Source organism: Halorubrum laminariae (assembly GCF_024494655.1).
In the GTDB taxonomy this organism is placed as follows: domain Archaea; phylum Halobacteriota; class Halobacteria; order Halobacteriales; family Haloferacaceae; genus Halorubrum; species Halorubrum laminariae.
In genome coordinates, this window is the sequence record NZ_JANHDL010000006.1 from 146,151 (window position 1) to 166,403 (window position 20,253).

Annotated in this window: 22 protein-coding genes and 1 pseudogene; 9 read left to right on the forward strand and 14 right to left on the reverse strand. The window is 67.2% G+C overall.

The genetic code is table 11. The features are described 5' to 3' along the window. Positions 1 to 128: 128 nt before the first annotated feature. On the forward strand, positions 129 to 659 hold the full coding sequence (locus tag NO887_RS12035) for an MGMT family protein (protein WP_256418529.1): 531 nt from the start codon (positions 129 to 131) through the stop codon (positions 657 to 659). Here the strand turns inward: NO887_RS12035 and NO887_RS12040 are convergent. From NO887_RS12040 to NO887_RS12050, 3 genes are all read right to left on the reverse strand, one after another. Continuing rightward, positions 656 to 1,858: a redox-regulated ATPase YchF gene (locus tag NO887_RS12040; protein ID WP_256418530.1), complete on the reverse strand. Its 1,203-nt coding sequence runs from the start codon at positions 1,856 to 1,858 to the stop codon at positions 656 to 658. The two genes, NO887_RS12035 and NO887_RS12040, sit on opposite strands and share 4 nt — an antisense overlap. A 133-nt stretch (positions 1,859 to 1,991) precedes the next feature. Further along, a complete protein-coding gene (locus tag NO887_RS12045; protein ID WP_256418531.1) occupies positions 1,992 to 2,249 on the reverse strand; it encodes a DUF5789 family protein in 258 nt (85 codons plus the stop codon). Between the two features lie 108 nt (positions 2,250 to 2,357). Continuing rightward, positions 2,358 to 3,350, reverse strand: coding sequence for a biotin--[acetyl-CoA-carboxylase] ligase (locus NO887_RS12050; RefSeq protein WP_256418532.1), 993 nt, complete (start codon positions 3,348 to 3,350; stop codon positions 2,358 to 2,360). A 93-nt stretch (positions 3,351 to 3,443) separates the two neighbouring features. On the opposite strand from NO887_RS12050, the pseudogene NO887_RS12055 reads away from it, so the two are divergent. Both NO887_RS12055 and NO887_RS12060 read left to right on the forward strand, forming a co-directional pair. Beyond that, positions 3,444 to 3,802 (forward strand): annotated as a pseudogene (locus NO887_RS12055) ((2Fe-2S)-binding protein). A 225-nt stretch (positions 3,803 to 4,027) separates the two neighbouring features. Further along, positions 4,028 to 4,612, forward strand: a complete 585-nt coding sequence (locus NO887_RS12060; RefSeq protein ID WP_256418533.1) for a hypothetical protein — start codon at positions 4,028 to 4,030, stop codon at positions 4,610 to 4,612. An 81-nt stretch (positions 4,613 to 4,693) separates the two neighbouring features. On the opposite strand, the gene NO887_RS12065 is transcribed toward NO887_RS12060, so the two are convergent. Continuing rightward, positions 4,694 to 5,641 (reverse strand): DMT family transporter, encoded by a 948-nt coding sequence (locus NO887_RS12065; protein WP_256418534.1) that lies wholly within the window; start codon positions 5,639 to 5,641, stop codon positions 4,694 to 4,696. Between the two features lie 183 nt (positions 5,642 to 5,824). Between NO887_RS12065 and NO887_RS12070 the strand changes: the two genes are divergently transcribed. Then, positions 5,825 to 6,307 carry an Lrp/AsnC family transcriptional regulator gene (locus NO887_RS12070; protein ID WP_256418535.1) on the forward strand — a complete coding sequence of 161 codons (483 nt, stop codon included), beginning with the start codon at positions 5,825 to 5,827 and terminating at the stop codon, positions 6,305 to 6,307. Positions 6,308 to 6,347: 40 nt separating this feature from the next. On the opposite strand, the gene NO887_RS12075 is transcribed toward NO887_RS12070, so the two are convergent. From NO887_RS12075 to NO887_RS12095, 5 genes are all read right to left on the reverse strand, one after another. Beyond that, the gene (locus NO887_RS12075) at positions 6,348 to 6,800 is read right to left on the reverse strand and encodes a DUF5804 family protein (protein ID WP_256418536.1); all 453 of its coding nucleotides are present in this window, start codon (positions 6,798 to 6,800) and stop codon (positions 6,348 to 6,350) included. Between the two features lie 88 nt (positions 6,801 to 6,888). Next, positions 6,889 to 8,091: a methionine adenosyltransferase gene (locus NO887_RS12080; RefSeq protein WP_256418537.1), complete on the reverse strand. Its 1,203-nt coding sequence runs from the start codon at positions 8,089 to 8,091 to the stop codon at positions 6,889 to 6,891. Between the two features lie 112 nt (positions 8,092 to 8,203). Next, the gene (locus tag NO887_RS12085; RefSeq protein ID WP_256418538.1) at positions 8,204 to 9,325 is read right to left on the reverse strand and encodes a pyridoxal phosphate-dependent aminotransferase; all 1,122 of its coding nucleotides are present in this window, start codon (positions 9,323 to 9,325) and stop codon (positions 8,204 to 8,206) included. Between the two features lie 95 nt (positions 9,326 to 9,420). Next, positions 9,421 to 10,161, reverse strand: coding sequence for a methyltransferase domain-containing protein (locus NO887_RS12090; protein WP_256418539.1), 741 nt, complete (start codon positions 10,159 to 10,161; stop codon positions 9,421 to 9,423). Further along, complete coding sequence (locus NO887_RS12095) at positions 10,158 to 10,577, reverse strand: nascent polypeptide-associated complex protein (protein WP_256418540.1); 420 nt, start codon at positions 10,575 to 10,577, stop codon at positions 10,158 to 10,160. Before NO887_RS12095 ends, NO887_RS12090 begins: the two co-directional genes overlap by 4 nt. Positions 10,578 to 10,754: 177 nt before the next feature. Between NO887_RS12095 and NO887_RS12100 the strand changes: the two genes are divergently transcribed. Then, entirely contained in the window at positions 10,755 to 11,528 is a 774-nt protein-coding gene (locus tag NO887_RS12100) for a creatininase family protein (RefSeq protein ID WP_256418541.1), read from the forward strand. Between the two features lie 35 nt (positions 11,529 to 11,563). Here the strand turns inward: NO887_RS12100 and NO887_RS12105 are convergent, their stop codons facing one another. From NO887_RS12105 to NO887_RS12115, 3 genes are all read right to left on the reverse strand, one after another. Further along, positions 11,564 to 12,262 (reverse strand): 6-hydroxymethylpterin diphosphokinase MptE-like protein, encoded by a 699-nt coding sequence (locus NO887_RS12105; protein ID WP_256418542.1) that lies wholly within the window; start codon positions 12,260 to 12,262, stop codon positions 11,564 to 11,566. Between the two features lie 207 nt (positions 12,263 to 12,469). Continuing rightward, entirely contained in the window at positions 12,470 to 13,747 is a 1,278-nt protein-coding gene (locus NO887_RS12110; RefSeq protein ID WP_256418543.1) for a dihydropteroate synthase, read from the reverse strand. An 883-nt stretch (positions 13,748 to 14,630) separates the two neighbouring features. Then, a complete protein-coding gene (locus NO887_RS12115; protein ID WP_256418544.1) occupies positions 14,631 to 15,182 on the reverse strand; it encodes a DUF192 domain-containing protein in 552 nt (183 codons plus the stop codon). Between the two features lie 147 nt (positions 15,183 to 15,329). On the opposite strand from NO887_RS12115, the gene NO887_RS12120 reads away from it, so the two are divergent. From NO887_RS12120 to NO887_RS12135, 4 genes are read left to right on the forward strand one after another with little or no spacing between them, the layout of a single operon-like run. Further along, entirely contained in the window at positions 15,330 to 15,917 is a 588-nt protein-coding gene (locus NO887_RS12120; protein WP_256418545.1) for a DUF8114 family protein, read from the forward strand. Further along, positions 15,914 to 16,807: an RNA methyltransferase gene (locus NO887_RS12125; protein WP_256418546.1), complete on the forward strand. Its 894-nt coding sequence runs from the start codon at positions 15,914 to 15,916 to the stop codon at positions 16,805 to 16,807. Before NO887_RS12120 ends, NO887_RS12125 begins: the two co-directional genes overlap by 4 nt. Before the next feature lie 5 nt (positions 16,808 to 16,812). After that, positions 16,813 to 17,502 (forward strand): AzlC family ABC transporter permease, encoded by a 690-nt coding sequence (locus tag NO887_RS12130; RefSeq protein WP_256418547.1) that lies wholly within the window; start codon positions 16,813 to 16,815, stop codon positions 17,500 to 17,502. Further along, positions 17,499 to 17,894 carry an AzlD domain-containing protein gene (locus tag NO887_RS12135; RefSeq protein WP_256418548.1) on the forward strand — a complete coding sequence of 132 codons (396 nt, stop codon included), beginning with the start codon at positions 17,499 to 17,501 and terminating at the stop codon, positions 17,892 to 17,894. Before NO887_RS12130 ends, NO887_RS12135 begins: the two co-directional genes overlap by 4 nt. Positions 17,895 to 17,955: 61 nt before the next feature. On the opposite strand, the gene NO887_RS12140 is transcribed toward NO887_RS12135, so the two are convergent. Together NO887_RS12140 and NO887_RS12145 are read right to left on the reverse strand one after the other, a co-directional pair. Further along, positions 17,956 to 18,228, reverse strand: coding sequence for a DUF8066 domain-containing protein (locus tag NO887_RS12140; RefSeq protein ID WP_256418549.1), 273 nt, complete (start codon positions 18,226 to 18,228; stop codon positions 17,956 to 17,958). Positions 18,229 to 18,285: 57 nt separating this feature from the next. Continuing rightward, positions 18,286 to 20,217, reverse strand: coding sequence for an aldehyde ferredoxin oxidoreductase family protein (locus NO887_RS12145; protein ID WP_256418550.1), 1,932 nt, complete (start codon positions 20,215 to 20,217; stop codon positions 18,286 to 18,288). Positions 20,218 to 20,253: the final 36 nt, after the last annotated feature.

Sequence of the window (20,253 nt, forward strand, 5' to 3'; positions counted from 1 at the left end):
AGTGTACACTAATGCACGTATCTGTTCATAAGACTTGCGGGCGATCGGCAGCGTCCGGTCGCTCGGCACGCCCGGTATCGAGGCGATTCTCCCCTCGATTTAACCGTCGGGACCGCGGAAGGAGAACCATGCAATCGACGGACACGTCGGGCGTGTTTGCCCGGTACTTCGACGAGATCGGCCGCGCTGTCGAGGTCGGCTTCGCCGGCGGCCGCGTGATCGCGGTGTCATTTCCGCCCGAGACGCCGACCGACGCCGAGGCGGACCACGAGCTGCTCGATCGGATCGGCGCGTCTCTGCGAGGCGACGCGGCCGACGACGGCGACACGTCACCCGGCGACGGACCCGAGCGGCTCGACGACGTGCCCGGTCGCTTCGACGACGTGCAGATCGGGCTGACGGTCCCGACGGACCAGCGGCGCGTCCTCGACGCGCTCCGCTCGATTCTCCCCGGCGAGTCGATCTCGGTCAGCCGGCTCGCGCGGTCAGCGGGGTACGACGACAATGACGCCGACGACCTCGATACGGTGACCCGCGCGCTCCGCGAGAACCCGATACCGATACTGATTCCCGATCACCGGGTGCAGGGTGGTCCGTACGCCACACCCGCACCAGTCCGCGACGTGTTGCGACGGAACGAAGGCTGTGAGGTCCGTTAGGGTGCGGCCTGTTTCGTCGATATCAGTTCGATCACGTCGCGGTGGGAGAGCTCGTGGTCGGTCCCGACCTGACGGCCGTTGCGGCAGTCGGTACCATGGAGGAGCCCCTCGCCGATGTCCGAGTGGATGTGGAACGCGAAGTCCTCCGTTGTAGAGTCCTCGGGGAGGAGAAAGCAGTCGCGGAAGACGCCCTTCTCGTCTTTACTCCCGTTCGCGGAGCCCGGGAAGACGGCGATGCAGCCGAGCACGTCGAAGACGGCGGATTCGAGCGCGCCCTGCACGCCCGTGCCGTCGTACTCGTCGACGAACTCGGCGATCTGATCGAGGCCAGCCGCCTGATCGCCGGACACGTCGCCGACGACCTCGAAGTCGGACTCGCCGGGCGTGTAGTCGACGACGCCCGCCTCGTCAGCGTTCTTGAGCGCCTTCTCGGCGTGAGCGCTCGCGGGAACAAAGGAGAGGTGGTCGTAGTCGGGGTCGGTCGTAATCTCTTCCCAATTGTCCTGCGCCTCCGGCGTGTCCATCTTGTTGGCGGCGACGACCATCGGCTTCGTGCGCTTGCGGATCTCGCGAGCCAACTCCGCCTTATCCGCGTCGTCCCACGTCTCGGGGTCGAGTTCGAGCCCCTGCGCGAGGATCACCTGCTTCATCCGGTCCTTGTCGATGCCGAACGCCGACATCTGCTCGGCCAACTCCTCCTCGATCGCGGCGTCTGCGCCGTGATATCGCGTCTCGAACTTCTCTAAGCCCTTCTCTAACACGTCGAGGTACCACTCGTCGAGTTCCTCCTCCAAGAAATCGATGTCCTCGCGGGGGTCGTGGCCCTCGGTGGTCTCGCCCTCGATATCCGTCTTCCCGGAGAAGTCGACGACGTGGATCAACACGTCGGTCTCGTTGAGGTCGGTGAGGAACTGGTTGCCGAGCCCGCGCCCTTCGTGAGCGCCCGGAACGAGTCCGGCGACATCGACGAGTTTGACCGGGACGAAGCGGGTCCCCTGGCGGCAGACGCCGACGCTCGGCGTGCACGTCTCGTCGAACTCGGGGGCGGCGCAGTCGACGCGGACGTACGCCTCGCCGACGGTTGGGTCGATCGTGGTGAACGGGTACGCGCCCTCGGGCACGTCGTTCATCGTCGCGGCGTTGAAAAAGGTCGACTTCCCCACGGAGGGCTTGCCGACGAGGCCGATACGATAGCTCATTAGGCTCACTGCGCGAGCCACGGTAAAAAGCGATGCGAGACGCTCCGTGACGTGTGTACGGGTGACGTGGACCGGGACGTACGGGTGACGTGGACCGGGACGAACCACCCCGAAACGCCGATTGTGCGCCCGATCAAGCGTCCCCGTCGGACTGTCCCGGTTCGCCGAGCGCCTCGATCGGCAGGACGTTCTGGAGCGCGGTGAACGCGTCCTCGGCGCTCTCGAACTCTCGCTGATCGATGTCGGTGACGAGGTCGCCGAGGTCGGCGTCGCCGTCGGCGAACAGTACGGTCGTTCCCGCGCACGACTCGGCGAGGTCCTCGCGGGCCGCGGGGTAGGCGTAGTCGCGGAGTTCGTCTTCGAGGCGGGAGAGAGTGATCTCGGTGGTCATGTCCGTCAATGGACGCCAAGAGGCTTAACTACACGTCTCGCTGCGATCGCCCGCGTGCCCGATCCCGCATCCGAAGCCGTGTCGCTGGGCCTTCGGCAACCAGGTCGGCTAGCTGTCTTCGCTCCGGAGGTGCTCACAGTCGCCCGCGTGAACCCTCTGGGCCCCCTCGCCCGTCTCGATCACGAGCGCGCCCGGCGGCTCCACGTCGACCGCGATACCCGTCACCGGGCCGTTCGAAGTGTCGACGCGCACGCGTCGACCGAGCGTGCTCGCGCGCTCGCGCCACGCCGGGAGGATGCCGTCCATCCGGTCTGCCGTCCCCGCGAGCGCGTCGAACCGTTCGAGAAGCGTCGCGGCGAATTCCCGCCTGTCGACGGGTTCGCCCAGCTCCCCGCGCAGGGACGCCGCACCCGGCGGGAGCGCCTCGGGATCGAGGTTCGCGTTGACGCCGATCCCCGGGACGATCCACGAGATCCGGTCGGCCTCTCCCTCCATCTCCGTGAGGACCCCGGCGAGCTTTCGGCCGCCGCGACCGGCGGTCGCGTCGTCGCCCGCAGACCCCACCCCGTTTTCGCTCGTAGCGCCGACGAGCACGTCGTTCGGCCACTTGATGTGCGCGTCGACACCCGCCTCTCGGCAGGCGTCGGCGATCGCGACCGCGGCGGCGAGGGTGAAGAGGGGCGCTCGCGCGGCCGGCACGTCGGGGCGGGTCGCGAGCGAGAGCCAGACGCCGCCGCTCGGGGCGACCCACTCGCGGTCCAGCCGTCCTCGGCCGCCGGTCTGTTCGTCGGCGATGACCGCGACGCCGTCCGCTCCGTCGGCCGCGAGTTCGCGCGCGCGGTCGTTCGTCGACGGAAGGCTGTCGTGGTACTCGATGGCGTACGGCGCGTCGAGCCCGAACTCGATCCCGGGCCCGCAGTAGTTCGGATCGTCGGGCGCTTCGTAGCCCGCCGCGGTCGACTCGACGGCGAATCCCGACTCCCGAAGCCCCTCGACCGCCTTCCAGACCGCCGCTCGCGAGACGCCCAGATCGTCGGCGAGGGCCGGCCCCGAGACCGGCCCGTCCGCGAGCGCGTCGAGGAGCGCGCGACGCGTGTCCATGTCCCGAGAATCGACATCGGGACGCAAAGCGGTTCCGGGTGAGAGGCAGACGACATATCCGACTCGGCCGCCAGTGATGGAACATCGACACCGGTGAGCAACCGAGACGCGAGCGATTCGGCGGACGACACCGTCGCCCTCGTCGTACGTGACGGCGACGCTCGCGCGGAACTGTCCGACGAACGGGGACGGAAACTCCGGTGGGAGTTGATCGAAGCGGGCCTGTCGCCGTACGCCGCCGCGACGAGACGGCTCAACTGCGGCGGGCGCGGGCTCTGTGTGACCTGCGGCTCCGGATCCGAGAGGGTCCCGACCCGAGTCACTGGCACGACCACCTCTCCGACCGGTTCGGGTAGCCGCGGCTCTCCTGTCAAGTGGGCGTCAACGGTCCGCTGACCGTCGAACTCATCGACAAGCACGTATGGGAACCGCGAGAGCCGGACAACGAGTGATTCGCGCCGTAGACACCGGATTTCCGGTGAAACGATGCGTGGTATCGAGGGGCGCGAAACGGCGCGTCGCGGTGGGTGGCAACAGGTGGATCCGGCGACTGTGACACCCCCTCCACCGACCGCGACAGGTTCTCCACCGACCACGCGACCTCCGACGGCCGGAACATGTTTCTCGCCGGCCGCCGCGGGCACAAGAGCCAAGGGCTCACGCCCGAACGCTCGGGTATGCAACCCTCCAAGGAGCGAGAGTCGTCGGACGGGGATCCCATGGACGACCTCGACGACCTCCTCGACGACGATCTCGCCGAGGGACAATCGGGGTCGGCGTCCCCCGGCGACACGACCGACGGAGACGCCGACCTCGGCGACGCGGCTGCCGGTGCTGGCGGCGGATCCGCGGCGAGCGGTGGGAGTCGTATCGGCGCGAGCGGTCGGTGGTTCTCGGCGAAGGCGTTCGCGATCGCGCTCGCCGTCGTCGCCGTTGCGACGTTTCTCGTCGGTGCGATTCCGCTCGTCGGCGGCGCTCTCGGCTCCGTCGGCGGCGTCTTCGTCGGAGCGTTCGCGCTCGGGGCGGTCCTCTCGTCGCGGCGGTACGCCGAGACCGGGCTGGCGGGCACGCTCGCGGGAGCCGGCACCGCCGTGACGAGCGTCCTCGGCGTCGGGTTCCTCCCGATCGGGATCGACTACCTCCAGCAGTGGGGCCCCTCGCTCGTCGTTCTCGGCGGCGGAATCGGGCTGGCGGTCGCCCTGCTCGGACACTACCTCGGACGCGACCTCCGAGCGGGGCTGACGGCGGATCTCGGGGACTGACAACCGATATCGACGACTGACGAGCGTCGACAATTGACGAGTGATCTCGGGAAGGTGAATCCCGCTTGAATCGCGATTCGATCACCTACTCAGGCGGTCTACCGTCCGATCGAATCCGACGTAGGCGGCGATCTCGCGGCGTTCGAGCGCGAGGAACCCGGCGAGGATCGCGAGGAACCCGACCACGGCCTCCCCCTCGACCACCTGCCCGAGGAGCGCCCAGCTTCCCACCGCGGCCACGACCGGCTCCGCGTAGCCGACGAGGTGCAGCTGGGCCGGCCCGACCGTGTCGAGCAGCGCGAAGTAGATCAGGAACGCGACGACGCCGGACAACAGCGTGAGGTACGCGAGAGACGCGAGAGACGAAGCGGTCCAGACGATCGACGCCGGCGACTCGCCGAGCAGTCCCGCGCCGACGAACAGCTGCCCGGCTCCGAGCACCATCGCCCACCCCTGCAGCGCGGCGACCGGGAGGTCGGTGCGAAGCGGGCGGAGCAGCACCGCGCCGAGCGAGAACGCGACCGCGCCGGCGAACGCGAGCGCGACGCCGATCAGAGCCGCGCTTCCGAGACCGGACGCGACCGGATCGGCGATGACGACGACGCCGACGATCCCGAGCGCGAACCCGCCGATCTCGACCGGACCGAGCCGCTCGCTCGGGAGCAACGCGGCGGCGAACGTAGCGGTCAACACCGGCGAGAGGCTCACGATGACGGCCGCGACCGCGCCGGTGACGTACAGTTCGCCGACGTACAACAGCCCGTGATACGCCGCGATCACGAACGTGCCGGCCACGGCCACGCCGAGCCACTCGTCGCGGCCGCGAGGCACCCATCGATCGGAGACGAGGACCGCGAACGCGAGGACGACGGCACCGGCGACCGCGTACCGAATACCTGCGAACAGAAGCGGCGGGAAGTAGTGGAGGCCGGCCTCGATGGCGACGAACGACGTGCCCCAAAGAGTCGCGAGGAGGACGAACGCCCCCGCGATCGATTCGGGAGAAGAAATCGGTGATCGTAGGTTCATTAGTTATCAGTTCAAACTACGCCTAGATAGTTAAACTATCCTCTCGAATAAGGGTTATTTTGAGATGAAAAATCACACATTTGGATATAATACAATAGAGGCCTAATATACCGTGTCGTATTCGAATACGACTCCAAGTATGTCGGTCGAAATATATACCAGTCCGTCACGCGAAGCGGGGGTATGGACGAACGCGACGTGCGGCTGGTGAAGGCCATCTCCGATCTGGGCACGGGGAGCCCCGAGCGGCTCCACGAGGAGACGGGCATTCCGGTGTCGACGATCCACTATCGGCTGAACAACCTCCGAGAGGCGGGCGTGATCGAGAACGACCTGTACGACCTCGATCACGAGGCGCTGGGTCTCGGAGTGACCGTCATCGTCGAGGTGCTCGCGGACTACGAGGGCCCGTACGACGAGTTCGCCGACGAACTGCTCGCCGTCGAGGGCGTCACGGAGGCGTTCTTCACGATGGGCGAGACGGACTTCGTCGTCCTCGCGCGGCTCTCCTCGTCGGACACCGTCGAGCGGCTCATCAGCGATTTCGAGGCCATCCCCGAGGTCGAGCGCACGAACTCGACGTTCACGATCGCGACCCTCCGCGACGAACCTCGCGCGCCGGCGACCTACGAGTTGGAGACGCTGGTCCAAGAACTGACTGACTGACTGACCCTATCTCACCCGTCGAACTGACTGAAACTCCCTCTCAGCCGTCGAACTCCGACTCGCTCACGCGAACGACGAGCGTCTCGTCAATATTTTCTCCGTCGTGTGTCGATGACTCTCCTTGTGTCCGGCGAACGTACACCGGATCGACCAGTTCGCCGTCGACGAGGCCGAACACCTTCAGTCGCTGGTCGGTCTCCTCCGGCGGAACCGCACCGTCGCGTACCGCCCGAGCGAGGTCGCGAGAGAGCCACTCGTCGGTCGATATCGACGGTTCGCGGATGATCGCCTCGTCGACGAACCGCACGAGGTACCAGTTGAGGTCGTTGAGAAGCGAGACGGCAGCGCCCAAGCTCACCGTGTCGACCGCGAGGCTGTTCGCGAACGGCTCCTCGATGTCGTAGGTCGCGAGCGCGTCCCGCGCCGTCTCGCGAGACAGCAGCTCGTAGGTGAGATCGACCGCCGGATCGCCGAGGAGACACACCCGCGTCACACCTCATCCGACTCGCCCGCTCGGCAAATCGGTTGCGGTCGGACGACCGAGTCGCGATCGTCCACCGCGATCGCCCCTCCCGCCCGGCTCAGAACGTCGAGACGTCCCCGTCGATGACGCTTCGGGTGATGTCCGTTACGTCGGCGAGCTCCTCGTCGACGATAGCGAGGACATCGTCCTCGATGTCGGCGAGGTCGACGCCGTCGGTGGTGACGATCTGCGCGTCGGCGACGTGCGGCTCGTCGATCGGGCGACCGATCTGCGAGAGCAGTCGGACCTGCAGGTCGCGGATCCCGTCGACCTCGTCGGTGACCGACTCCGCAATCCGTGTCGACAGGAGGTTGTAGATCTTCCCAATGTGGTTGACCGGGTTCTTGCCGGAGGTGGCCTCCATCGACATCGGACGGTTCGGCGTGATGAGCCCGTTCGCGCGATTCCCGCGCCCCACGGAGCCGTCGTCGCCCTGCTCCGCCGAGGTACCGGTGACGGTGAGGTACACCGACCCCTCGTCGTAGTCGTCGGCGGTGTTGACGTCGACGCTGACCGCTCGGTCGGTGTGACTCTCAGCGAGTTCCGTGACAAACTCTCGAACGTCGCTCACGGCGTCGTCATAGTCATCGAGCCCGTCGACGTGCCGATCGACCATCGCGGCCGCGACCGTGATGTCGATTCGGTCGCCCTCGCGTTTGCCCATGATCTTCACGTCGGGACCGAGTTCGGGATGCTCGTCGTGGTACGTCGTGTTGAGTTCGCGCTCCGCCTCGGAGACGATCGTCTCCGTCTCCGTGAGCGGGGCGTGACCGACGCCGAACGACGTGTCGTTGGCCATCGGAACTTGTTGGGTCTCCTCACCGAAGACGTCCTGTAAGTCGCCCGAGCCCTCGCCCAGTTTCACGTCCACGATGACGTCCGTTCCGTACTCCAGTTCCGGGATCGCCTCGGTGAGGTAGTCGCGGGCGGCCGCCAGCGCGGTCGAGTCGACCGGGAGCTGTTGCCCGTCGTATTGCTTCGTGGCCCGTCCGACGATGAGCAGGTAGATCGGCTCAACGACCTCGCCGCCGCCGTAGGCCGGTGCGGCGCGCCCCGCGACCAACTGCGTCTCGTCGGTGTTGTAGTGGAGCACCTTGCCGACGCGGTCCAAGTAGAGCTGTGAGAGCGCCCGCGAGACCGACTCCGCGACGCCGTCGCAGATCGAGTCGGGATGTCCGATTCCCTTTCGCTCGACGATCTCGACCTCCTGGTCCTCGACCGCCTGCCGGTCGAGGCGGCTGACCTGAATGTTCCGGTCCATTGGCACCTCATACTCCGTCGGCGGCAGTATAACTTGCGGAAACCTCCGGGCGTTCGTTAATGCGTGAGGAGAATATTCTCACCGCGGTGGATCTTCTCGCCGCGGCGTCAGATCAGTTCACGGCCGCGTAGGCGTCGGCCATCACGTCGAGAGCCTCGCGCAGTTCGGCCTCGTCGGTCGCGTACGAGATCCGAGCGTGTCCGGCACCGTGGTCGCCGAACGCCTCGCCGGGGACGACGACCACGCCGCGGTCGAGACACTCCTCGACGAACCCGTCGGGGACGCGGGGCATCGCGTAGAACGCCCCCTGCGGCGTCGGACAGTCCAGCCCGATCTCCGCGAACCCCTCTAACAGGAGGTCGCGCCGGCGCTCGAAGGAGTCGGTCATTTTCCCGACGAACTCTCTGTCTCCGCGCAGCGCGGCCTCTGCGGCGTACTGCGCCGGGGCCGACGCACACGCCTGTGCGTACTGGTGGACACGGAGCATGCGCTCGACGCGCTCGCTCGACCCGTACACCCACCCGAGCCGCCAGCCGGTCATCGAGAACAGCTTCGACGCGGAGTTGACGACGACGACGTTGTCGCTGTCGGCAAACTCGATCGGCGATCGGTGGTCACCGTCGAAGACGGTGTACTCGTACACCTCGTCGGAGACGCAGAGCACGTCGTGCTCGTCGGCGATCCGCGCGAACTCGCGGACATCCTCCTCTGAGGAGACCGCACCGGTGGGATTTCCGGGGGAGTTCACGACGAACGCGGCGGTGTCATCCGTTATCGCTGCCTCGATCGCGGCCGGATCGATCGTGAGGTCGTCGCGGAGCGAAACCGGGATCGGCTCGCCGCCCGCGAGCTTCGTCAGCGCGTCGTAGGAGACGAAGCCGGGGTCCGGGATCAGCACCTCGTCGCCGGCGTCGACGTGCGCCTCCAAGGCGATATGAAGCGCCTCGCTGCCGCCCGCGGTCGCGATCACGTCGCCCGGGTCGAGGTCGATCCCCTGATCGGCGCGGTGCTTCTCAGCGATGGCCTCGCGCAGCGACTGAGTCCCCTTGTTCTCGGTGTAGGCATCGGCCTTTCCGGTCTCGATGGCGGCGACGGCGGCCTGCCGCGCGTGCTCCGGCGTCGGGAAGTCGGGCTGTCCGAGCCCGAGGTTGATCGCGTCGTCGCCGGCCGCCTCGAACACCTCGCGGATCCCGCTGATGGAAATCCGTTCGACTCGATCGGAGAACGTCGTCATACGCGTTCGGGAGCGCTGCCGGCAGTTAGGTCTTGTCACGTCGCCCGCGGGGCTAGTGATCTGACCGCGAAGCGTTTCGTCACAGCCCGCCCCGGTTAGGGCGCGCGCCCAAACACCAGGTAGCCGGTATGGCCCACGCCCGCGGTCGACGGGCGCGACCCCCGGTCGGAGAAGTCCATCTCGCGCTGGATCGTTTCGAGCGTCTCGACGCCCCCGAATCCCGCCTCGCGAGCGGCGATCGCAGCCTCGCGGGTCCCCTCGATGAACGGCGAGTAGACGGCGAGGTATCCGCCCGAGACGAGCAGGTCCGCGGCGCGCTCGACGACCGTCGGCGCGTCTCCCGTGTCGAGCGTGAGCGCGTCGAACGGCTCCTCGTCCGCGAGGTCGTCGAGCGCCTCGGTGAGGTCGCCCGTCCGCACCTCGACGCGGTCGGCGACGCCCGCCGTCTCCATGTTCGCGCGGGCGACCTCGGCGAAGTCGGGATCGACCTCGTAGGTGGTCACGTCCGCGCCGGCGCGGCCGATGTAGGCGGCGAGGATGCCGGTCCCCGTCCCGGCGTCGAGGACGCGGTCGCCACCCGAAATTCCCGTGTGGCCCATCACCAACCCCACGTCGCGAGGCATCATGGGCGCGCCCGTTCGTTCGAGGTGATTGAACAGGTCGGGACCGCGAAGCTCGCGGACCGCGAAGACGGTCCCGAGATGCGTCTCGACGGTGTCGCCGCCGGCGACGTCTTCGGGCACCTCGATCACGCCGAGGTCGGTGCCGAACTCCTCGCCCGGCTCCAAGAGGTACTCCCGGTCGTCGTGGACCAGCAGGTACGCGGCGTCGGTCACTCCAGCTCCGCGATGGCGGTCGCGAGGTCGCCGTCTGCGGCCTCCAAGGCCTCCCGGGCCGTCGACTCCGGCACGCCGGCGCGCTCGGCGACGAGCGCCACGTCCTCCTCCGGGATCGCGTCGACCACGCCCGCGTCTCGCGCCGTCGCGTCCGGGTCGCCGGACTCGACAGCGGGCGCGCTTTCGCCCGTATCTCCGCCCACGCCGGCGTCTTCTACCTCCTCGGGCGATCCAACGATCTGGTAGGTTTCTTGGCCCTGCGCGTCCATCTTGGTGACCTGCGCGCCGTCGAAGACGAGGTCGCCGTCAGCCGTCTCGATGACGACGCGCTCGGCGTCGAGCTCCTCGACGTCGATCCCCATCTGTTTCATCATCTGTTTCATCTTCCGCGGATTCATTCCGCCTCCTCCGAACATGGACCGGAATTCGGCTGGACGGCACAAAAAGGGTGACGACACGAGACGACGGGTAGCGACCCGCCGCTCCGCTAGCCAGCCAGTTTCGATTCGCTCTACCGGCCTCGCCGTTCCGTCAGTTCCGGTTCGTTCCGCCGAAGACGGCGGTTTGATACGTCCCGACCGCGACTCGTCGGTATGTACATCGCCGACCAGACGTGGCCCGAGCTACGCGAGTCGCTCGCGGACGAGTCCGTCGCCCTCGTCCCGCTCGGGTCGACGGAACAGCACGGACCGCACCTCCCGCTCGCGACCGACCACCTGATCGCCGAGGCGCTCGCGACGGCGGCCGCCGAGGAGACCGGTGCCGTCCGCACGCCGACGGTCACCGTCGGCGTCAGTCCCCATCACCGCCAGTTTCCTGGGACGATGTGGGTCGACGCGCCGGAGTTCCGCGACTACGTCGAGAGCTTCACCCGCCACCTCACCTACCACGGGATCGACCGCGTCGTGTACGTGAACGCCCACGGCGGGAACGTCCAGCACCTCCGCGAGGTCGGTCGCCGGCTCCACGAGGACGGAGAGGCCTACGCGATCGAGTGGATGTGGGACGAGTCGATCCCGGACCTCGTCGACGACCTGTTCGAACACAACGGTCCCCACGCCGGTCCGAAGGAGACGGCGATGATCACGCACATCGCGCCCGAACTCGTCCGCGACGGCCAGTTCGAGAACGCCCGCGACGACGGGCTCGTCGACCTCGAGTCCGCGGACACGATGGTCCACGGCGCGCGGACGTTCTACGACTCGGTCGACAACTCCGCAAACGGTGCCTTCGGCGACCCGACCGACGTGACGCCGGAGAAGGCCGAGCGGCTGTTCGAAGCCGCGGCCGATCAGCTCGTCCAGCTGACGGAGTGGCTCCGAGCGCGCGACAGCGAGGAACTGCTGCCGAAAGACCGAGTGGAGTAGCACTCTCGTCGAGCTGCGATAGCGATCTCGGCGTGCTACGACACGATTCTGTCGAGCGCCGCGTCTAGTTCGTCGCGGTCGCGGTCGTCGAGTACCACGAACCGCTCTCCGCGGCGGCGTTCGAGCCACCGCAACAGCCGCGCGGCCCAGTCGAGCTTCCGCTCCTTCATCGGCCCCACGCTCGGGTCGTCAAAGTCCCAGCCGAGGAAGACGAGCCGACCGGCTCCGACGTGGTCCGCGAGGAACGCGGCGCGGTCGCCGTCGGTGAACCCGCCGAGATTTCGGACGGGTCCGCTCGGAGCCGCCTGCGTCGTCGCCAGCGTCCACGCGGACTCGAACCGCGGGAGCCACTCGCGGACCGCGGGGACGTTGTCGCCGTGCGCGTGCGCCGCGACGGGCGTCCCTTCGCGAGTCAGCCGCTCCGCAGTCTCCGGGTTCTTGTCGAGATCGGTCACCATGCAGTCGATGTCGACGCCGCTATCGACGAGAACGTCGGCGGCAGTGGAGGCGGCGACAACCACGTCGGCGTCGCGTGCGACGGCGACCTCATCTGTGAGACAGGGGGCCGCGCCGGCGACGGCGACGGTCTCTCCCCGCCAGTCGCCAAGCCGATCGAGGTCGAACCGCGACGACCGCACCGCGGCGATGTCGCGAGCGCGTTCGTCCGCCTCGCGTCCGAACCCGAAATCCGCGAGGATGGTCTCGTACACCGGCTCAAACGTCTCGAAGTTCACCGTCTGTACCCCCCGATCGCGGGGCGATCGGCCCGTCGGCCGACCTCACTGGTAACCGACCGACACGTCAGCCCTCCGGGAGGCGCACAGTGCCGCTGCTCGCGGGTTCGAATATGGTATGGACCGGAGTAGCACAGAGTACCCCTACCCGCGTGCCCCTCCGGCGTCCACTGGATGGGTTGTCTGCACGACGGCATAAACTTTCTCTTACCTTGAGCCCGAATCGATCGATTCGAGTGCAGCGTCGAGCGGTTCTGAAATCCCCGATACCGCCGTTTGAACCGTAGCGATCGCCGTCGGCGTTCCGACGAGGATCCCGGCATGCGCGTTCGACCCGCGATCGCCGTCCGATCGGCCGGTCGAGCCTCGGTCGCACGGACTCCCGCCGTCGGTCGCTGACGGGGAGGCGGCGGTCTCGCATTCGGTCCCTGCGACCGCGAAAGACGCACCAGTCGCGGAATCCGCGTCCGCGGCGGTCGTCGCGGCCCGGAGTGCTCCGACGGCCTCAGCGGTCAGCCCGCCGAGTTCGTAGGTGCAGACGACGGCGTCGCGAGCGACGGAACGGTCGGCGGCGAGCCGATCGAGGTGGCGTTCCGCCTCGCGGACCGTCGTCACGTCGAGCTCCTCGACGGTGACCGCAGCGGTTCCCGTCCCGTTTCGACCGGTCCGCCTGCGGTTTCGAGTGAATTTCGCGCCGACGAGCGCCGCGTCGCGCGTCTCGGCCACGTCGTGAGTGCGGATCACGTGTGCGCCGCGTTCGACGGCCATCGAGGTGGCCGCGAGGGAGACTGGCAAGGCCTCCTCGGTCGTCCGCCCCGCGATCTTCTTGAGGAAGCTCTTGCGGTTGATCGAGACGAGCAGGGGGCGGCCGTACCCGCGGAACTCACGCAGCCGGTGAAACGTCTCGCGGTCGTCACCGTGCGTCTTCGCCTCGGACCACCCGCCGAACGCGGGATCGAGGATCGTCTTGTCCGTGAATCCGTTCATCGAGAGCGCCTCGTAAATCTCATCGACGTCCTCGATCGCGCCCGGACGCACTAGGTCGGGCGGTGAGGCCATCTTGGAGACGGCAGCGTCGTGTTCGCGGCAGACGCGGGGCATCTCGGGGTCGGCGAACCCGCAGATGTCGTTGACCATGTCGAAGCCGCGTGAGAGCGCTTCGTCTGCGACCTCGTGGTACCTAGTCTCGATCGACCAGACCGCGTCGCCGGAGGTCGATTCGAGCGTCTCGACCGCGGTGTCGAGCCGCTCTAGCTCCTGTTCGGCGGAGAGCACGTCGAGGTCCTTGTTGGCCGATTCGAGGCCGACATCGACGATGTCTGCACCCTCGCCGATCAGCTCGTCGTCGACGTACGCGGCGGCCTCGCCGGGATCGTCATACACGCTCGGGTCGTACGGCGACTCCTCGGAGACGTTGAGCACGCCCATGATCCGCGGCGGGTGGTCGTCGCCGATCCCGAGTCCCGCGGCGTCCACGTTTCGCATACGCTCACCACGGGCGCGAGCGACATAAACGAGGCGTGTACCCGACGCCCTCGCCGGCGGACCCGTTTCTGTCTATCGAAATACGGAGATGAATGGACGATATCTGGTGTCAGAAGACGTGAGAGGGTGAGACACGACGGAACCTGTCATCCACGCGTTAACCGCGTCCGGCACGTAACGGGAGTCCACAGAAGCCGAAGATCGGTTTCTCGGAATCGCGGTCACGGCCCTCCTCATGACGTTCGGAGGCGAATTACTCGCGGTCCCGCTCCTCGTCACGATCGGTGTGGGCGGGGTCTTCGCCGACCGGGCTCGATAACAGGAATTGACTCGATAACAGGAACCCCTCGGTTGGCGCAGACTGCGTTTGATCGGTGGTGAGAGCGCGTAATGCAGACGCCGCCGACGAGGTACGTAAGCGGACACCCTCGACAGCCACGCTACGTACACTGGAACGTGCGATGTGGTGGCGTGCCTCCGAGCGTCCGACAGGGCGCGAGGAGTCCGCGAGGGACGCGGTGAGCGCTCGGAGAGCGCGAACCGCGAGGCTGGGGAGGTGTGAGGTGCTGGGCTGTGCGGTGTGGTGCGGTGTGGTGCGGTGTGGTGCGGTGTGGTGCGGTGTGGTGCGGTGTGGTACGGTGTGGTGCGGTGTGGTGCGGTGTCGTACGGTGTGGTGCGGTGTGGTGCGGTGTGGTACGGTGTGGTGCGGTGTGGTGCGGTGTGGTACGGTGTGGTGCGGTGTGGCGCGGGGCTCTGGGGGTGTTCACCGCGCCAGCAACGATAGACAAACAGCCGCCAGCAACACCACTCGACCGCGTATACTCCGCCACTCCAACCGCGTGCACCACTCACTCCCGTCGTCAACCGCCGCTCCGCCCGACTCTCACAGCTCGAACGCCAGCGAGTCTCCGACTCCGACGCCGTTTCGGTCGGTCCACTCGTAGGGGACCTCCAGCACGTACTGTCCGGATCCGGGGTACTGCTGCTCGCTCCCGTCCTCGTTCGGTCCCGGCTCGGACGCGTGATGAATGCGAACGATTTCTCGATCGCTGTCGACGTAGACGATATCGATCCCGAAGCTCATGTCTGGCATGATGTATGTGAGCGACTCGCGGGGCGAGTCGTACACGAACAGCATGCCGGCGTTCTCGGGCAGCGACAGGGCGTCGCTGAGCCCGAGAGTCCGCTTGTTACTGGTGTTTGCGACCGCGGCTCTCACGGTTCCGAGGGTTGCGCCGCTCTCGCCGTCCTCGACCGTCACACGCGTCGCCTCGTAGTCGGCGTACGGACCGGACGGCCAGTCGATGGGCTCGTCGCTGTCGGCGGTCTCCTCGCTTCCGTCGGTGTCGTCTGCCACCGGGGCGCTCCCGGCACAGCCCGCGAGCCCGCCGACGGCGACGGCACCGACCGCACTCAGGTATCTCCGGCGTCGCATTGGCGTGACCACGCGACGCGCGCGTAAATGTCTCACGAGGATTTCTCACGAGGAGTTCGGCACGCCACGAGGCCGCTTGCACGGACGAATCTGGTCGTTCGTTCCCGGAAGGACGCGCTTTTATCGCCGCCTCGCGTACGCTCGCGCATGTCGAAAGTGAGCATCGGCCTCCGCGGATGGCGGTTCGATGAAGACGAGATATTCACCGGCGACGAGGAGCTGAAGCCCCTCGACGAGATTCCGGAGGAGCCCCGAGAGCGACTCCTCAGGCTCGTCGCCCTCGTCGAAGAGCCCTGCGACGTGTGTTACCTCGAACACGGCGAAGGAGAGGTTCACCGCTGTAATCAAGCCGAGATCGTGTACGGCGAGCCCAAAGGCGAGGTGTTGTTGTGCCCCGAACACGAGCCGGACTTCATCTACTGGTTCCGCGAGGAAGACGGCAGCGAGTATACCGGTGACTTGGAGTTCGGCGACCGCTTCCACGAGTGGGTCGCCGCGGGCAACGAGGCTCCCGAGGGATACGGCTCCGTCGAGCACGTCGAAGAGGACCCCGACGGCCTTCCGGATCTCCCCGACCAGCAGGACATTCAGGAGCGCGTCGAGCAGGGCTTCGAGGGCAAACGGATCGACATTCTCGAACTCGCCGGGCAGACCGACGACGAGGAGGAACTGAACGAAGACGACCTCGCCAACTCGGATGTCGACCTCTCGACCGACTACCCGTCGAACCGATGAGCGGAATGGAGACGGACGACACCGAGATGTCGACAGAGCGAGACGACACTGAGGCGGAGCGCGATGGTGCGAGCGGCCGCGACGACGACACCGAGACAGACCACGACAACGACCCGGCCGCCCGCCGGAAGCCCCTCGTCGTCGTCGTCGAGCCGGAAACACCGGGCAACGTCGGTACCATCGCCCGGGCGATGAAGAACTTCGGACTCGACGACCTCAAGCTCGTGAATCCGCCCGAGCTGGCGGAAGACGGCGAGGCCTACGGATTCGCGGGCCACGCCCGCGAGGACGTGCTTCCGAACGCCGACGAGGTGACCTTCGACGAGGTCGTCGAGAGATACCACACCGTCGGCACCACGGCTATCACCGGCGAGGACGACCAGAGCCACGAGCGATTCCCGTTCAAGACGCCCGTCGAACTCCGGGAGTCGCTGAAGACCGTCGACGCTCCCACCGCGATCGTCTTCGGACGAGAAGGCCGCGGACTCAACAACGAGGAACTTTCGCGGCTCGACGAGGTGTGTTCGATCCCGGCGGACGATGACTACCCCGTGCTCAACCTCGGTCAGGCCGCGACGGTGCTGTTGTACGAGCTTCGCGAACTGACCGTCGGAGAGACCCAACTGCCCGACACCGCGGTGACGCGCGCGCCGGAGGCCGACGTGGAACGCTTCCACGAGTACTTCGGCGAGTTCCTCGCGTCGACCGGCCAGCGCGAGCACGTGCGCGAGAAGAACGCACTCCTGATGCGGCGGCTGATCGGTCGGGCGCATCCTACGGAGCGCGAGATCCACTCGCTGCTCGGCACGTTCCGCAAGGCGAACACGAAGCTGTCGCACGCGGATCACCTCGCCGCGAAGCACGACGAGCCGGTCTACCCGACGGAGTAAGCCGGATGGACGGGATCCCGCTTCACGACGATCTGCTCGCCGGCATGCGCGACGTCTCGCCGCTCATGCTCGGGATCGTTCCCTTCGCGCTCGTCGCCGGAATCGCCGCCGTCGACGCGGGACTCGGGCTCGCGGAGGCGGTGGGGATGTCCGTGATCGTGTTCGCTGGCGCGTCACAGCTCGCCGCGCTCGACCTCATCGGGTCGAGCGCGCCACTCGCGGTCGTGATCGGCACGGCTGTTGTGATCAATCTCCGGATGATGATGTACTCGGCGTCGATCGCTCCCCACTTCGCCCGGTACGCACGGGGAATCCGTGCCGGGCTCGCGTACTTCCTCACCGATCAGGCGTACGCGCTCTCAGTCGCGGAGTTCAGCGGCAACGACGACCGAAGCAGATGGCGGTACTACCTCGGTGCGGCGGCGTCGCTGTGGATCGTTTGGCAGATCGGCACGGTCGTCGGTGTCGTAGTCGGTGCGGGCGTTCCCGACGCGTGGGGACTCACGTTCGCGGTTCCGCTGGTATTCCTCGCCCTTCTCGTTCCGGCGATGAAGGACCGACCGACCACCGCCGCGGGCGTGGCCGGCGGCGCGGTCGCCGTCGCCGCGGCCGGCCTCCCGCTCAACCTCGGGCTGCTCGCGGGAGCCGTTACCGGCATCCTCGTTGGACTGCTGACGGAGGCCCGAGAGCGATGACGGGTGTCGCACTCACTCACGCCGTCCTCGCTCAGGGAGTCCTCGCTCAGGGCCTGTTCAGCGGGTCTCTGGACGTGTGGATCGCCATCACGGCCATCGGCGTCGCGACGTACGGCTTCCGGCTCTCCTTCATTCACCTGTTCGGCCGGATCGACGAGGTACCTCCGTCAGTGAAGCGCCCGCTCCGGTACGTCCCGCCGGCGGTGCTCGCGGCGCTCGTGTTTCCTGACTTCGTGACGCTCGAACCGTCGGCGGTCGCGACGCTCGCAGATGAGCGGCTGATCGCGGGCGCGGTCGCGGGTGCGGTCGCGTGGCGCACCGAGAACGTGTTCGCGACGATCACGGTCGGGATGGTCGTGTTGTGGCTGTTCCGCTTCGTCGTGTTCGCGTAGGTCGGGCAGAGAGACCGCTCCTCAGTCGATCCGTCCCCCGGAGTTCATCGTTCTCGGACACTCATCGTTCCCGGCCGCCGACTCGCTCCGGCGATGACTCGCGCTCGCGGGCCGCGGCGATCCGCTGTGCGGCGTCGGCGACCGCGTCGAGGGCAGCGAAGAGTCGATAGCCGAGATACGGGCCGATCGAGAGCACTGCCACCGCGACGAGACCGAGCAGGATCTGCGCGACGACGACCACGGAGTACGCGAGTGCGAGCAGACTCACCGCGCCCAGCGTCGCGCCGATCGGCGTGGTGAGGGCCCCGGAGGGAGAAAGCGGGTCATGTGCCATACGCAGCGCTACCGGCGGCGGTCACTTAAAAATGGACGGCGCTGGTGGACCCGATCGTCAGTCGTCGGCCGGTGCCGCGGAGTCGCCAGCGGAGACGCCGGTGCCGGGACCGATGTCGATGCCGAGGTCCGCGAGCTTCTCGTCGGGGACGACGCCGTCGACCCAGTCGCGGGTCTCGTAGTACTCCGCTTTCATCTGGTCGAGTTCGACCAGTTCACCCTCGCTCGCACCCGTGCCGGGGATGGCGTCCGGGTGCCCCTCGATGAACCGGTTCGGCAGCGTGTCGTCAGCGCCGTCGAAGCCGGCGAGGTTGTTGAAGTACCGTTCGAGGTTGTACACCCGCTCGCCGGCCTCGAACAGCTCGTCTTCGCTGACGTCGCGGCCGGTCATCCCGTTGTACTGGAGCACGTACTCTTCGATCCCCTCGGCGAACGCGCTGAACTTGCAGATGTCGAAGGAGTCGGAGACGGCGTGCAGGTTCTGGAAGGTGGCGGTCAGTTCGCCTTTGCCCTCCCACTCGTACGGGTCAACCTTCTCCGGAATGCCGAGGATTTCGGCAGCCGGCGTGTAGCCGCGCAGGTGACACGCGCCGCGGTTGGAGGTCGCGTACGCGATCCCCATCCCCTTCATGCAGCGCGGGTCGTAGGCGGCCATCGTCTGTCCCTTCACGGAGAGCTTGTTGCCGTGTGCGTCCTTCGAGTCCGCGACGCGCTCCGGCCCCTCCGCGAGCAGGTCGCCCAGATCCGACGATCGGAGGCCGATCTCCTCGATGAGATCGATCATCGCCTCTGAGTCGCCCCAGTCGAGGTGACCGACTCCCTCCAGCTTGCCCTGCTCACTCATCTCCATCGCCATCGCCATCATGTTGCCCGTCTCGATGGTGTCGATGCCGAGATCGTTACACTGGTCGATCATCACGGCGACCTCGTCGCGGTCGGAGTGGCCCGAGTTCGGACCGAGCGCCCACGCGGACTCGTACTCGTACGACTCCATGCGGACGTTCATATCCTCGCCTTTGTGGGTGACGTCGACCTCGACCTCCTTTTTACACGCCACGGGACAGGAGTGACACGTCGGCTCGTCCACGAGGATGTTCTCGCGGACGTTCTCTCCCGAGACGCGCTCCGCTTGGACGTCGACGCCGTCGGCCTCGCTGTACGCTTCGGTGGAGGTGTGTTTCGCGTTCTTCGTCGGAAGCCCGTCCATCTCCTCGGTCGCGTTCATCAGGACGTTGGTGCCGTACATCGAGAGCCCGCCCTCGTTGGGCGCGGTCACGTCCGACTCGCGGATGACCTCCATCGCCTGCTGGTAGCCCTCTTGGAACGTCTCCGGATCGGCGGGTTTGGGCATATCGGTGCCCCCGCGGACGACGACCGCTTTCACGTTCTTCGACCCCATCACGGCACCCGTGCCGCCGCGGCCCGAGGCGCGGTCGTCCTCGTTGATGACGCAGGCGTACCTGACGCCGTTCTCGCCGCCCTGTCCGATCGCCATCACGGAGAGGTTCTTGCCGACGGAGCCGTCGACCTCCTCGCCGAGCGCGTCGATCGTGTCGTGAACGCCCTGTCCCCAGAGGTGGGAGGCGTCGCGTACCTCGACCTCGCCGTCCTCGACGAGGAGGTAGACGGGGTCGTCGCTCGCGCCGTCGAGCAGGATGCCGTCGAGCCCGGCCCACTTGAGCCGCGCCCCGGACCAGCCGCCGTGGTGCGAGTCGGTGACCGTCCCCGTGAGCGGGGACTTGGTCACTAGGGCGATGCGGCCGCTCATCACGGTCTGGGTCCCCGTGAGCGGTCCCGTCATGAACGCGAGCCGGTTGTCGGGGCCCAGCGGGTCGACATCGGGCCCCGCGTCGAAGGCGTACTTCACGCCGAGCCCGCGCGCACCGATGTACTTTTTCGCGTCTTCGTCGTCGATTCCCTGATAGTTGACCTCGCCCGCTCCGAGGTCGACCTGTGCTACTCGATTTCGGTAGCCGCCCATTTCAGTCATGTAATGTTCTACCATTATATTAGAGCCGTAGCGGGT

Excerpts from the sequence above, each read along its gene's own strand:
- NO887_RS12035 (WP_256418529.1), top strand. The coding sequence starts at position 129 with ATGCAATCGACGGACACGTCGGGCGTGTTTGCCCGGTACTTCGACGAG.
- NO887_RS12040 (WP_256418530.1), bottom strand. The coding sequence starts at position 1,858 with ATGAGCTATCGTATCGGCCTCGTCGGCAAGCCCTCCGTGGGGAAGTCG.
- NO887_RS12045 (WP_256418531.1), bottom strand. The coding sequence starts at position 2,249 with ATGACCACCGAGATCACTCTCTCCCGCCTCGAAGACGAACTCCGCGAC.
- NO887_RS12050 (WP_256418532.1), bottom strand. The coding sequence starts at position 3,350 with ATGGACACGCGTCGCGCGCTCCTCGACGCGCTCGCGGACGGGCCGGTC.
- NO887_RS12060 (WP_256418533.1), top strand. The coding sequence starts at position 4,028 with ATGCAACCCTCCAAGGAGCGAGAGTCGTCGGACGGGGATCCCATGGAC.
- NO887_RS12065 (WP_256418534.1), bottom strand. The coding sequence starts at position 5,641 with ATGAACCTACGATCACCGATTTCTTCTCCCGAATCGATCGCGGGGGCG.
- NO887_RS12070 (WP_256418535.1), top strand. The coding sequence starts at position 5,825 with ATGGACGAACGCGACGTGCGGCTGGTGAAGGCCATCTCCGATCTGGGC.
- NO887_RS12080 (WP_256418537.1), bottom strand. The coding sequence starts at position 8,091 with ATGGACCGGAACATTCAGGTCAGCCGCCTCGACCGGCAGGCGGTCGAG.
- NO887_RS12085 (WP_256418538.1), bottom strand. The coding sequence starts at position 9,325 with ATGACGACGTTCTCCGATCGAGTCGAACGGATTTCCATCAGCGGGATC.
- NO887_RS12095 (WP_256418540.1), bottom strand. The coding sequence starts at position 10,577 with ATGTTCGGAGGAGGCGGAATGAATCCGCGGAAGATGAAACAGATGATG.
- NO887_RS12100 (WP_256418541.1), top strand. The coding sequence starts at position 10,755 with ATGTACATCGCCGACCAGACGTGGCCCGAGCTACGCGAGTCGCTCGCG.
- NO887_RS12110 (WP_256418543.1), bottom strand. The coding sequence starts at position 13,747 with ATGCGAAACGTGGACGCCGCGGGACTCGGGATCGGCGACGACCACCCG.
- NO887_RS12115 (WP_256418544.1), bottom strand. The coding sequence starts at position 15,182 with ATGCGACGCCGGAGATACCTGAGTGCGGTCGGTGCCGTCGCCGTCGGC.
- NO887_RS12120 (WP_256418545.1), top strand. The coding sequence starts at position 15,330 with ATGTCGAAAGTGAGCATCGGCCTCCGCGGATGGCGGTTCGATGAAGAC.
- NO887_RS12125 (WP_256418546.1), top strand. The coding sequence starts at position 15,914 with ATGAGCGGAATGGAGACGGACGACACCGAGATGTCGACAGAGCGAGAC.
- NO887_RS12130 (WP_256418547.1), top strand. The coding sequence starts at position 16,813 with ATGGACGGGATCCCGCTTCACGACGATCTGCTCGCCGGCATGCGCGAC.
- NO887_RS12135 (WP_256418548.1), top strand. The coding sequence starts at position 17,499 with ATGACGGGTGTCGCACTCACTCACGCCGTCCTCGCTCAGGGAGTCCTC.
- NO887_RS12140 (WP_256418549.1), bottom strand. The coding sequence starts at position 18,228 with ATGGCACATGACCCGCTTTCTCCCTCCGGGGCCCTCACCACGCCGATC.
- NO887_RS12145 (WP_256418550.1), bottom strand. The coding sequence starts at position 20,217 with ATGACTGAAATGGGCGGCTACCGAAATCGAGTAGCACAGGTCGACCTC.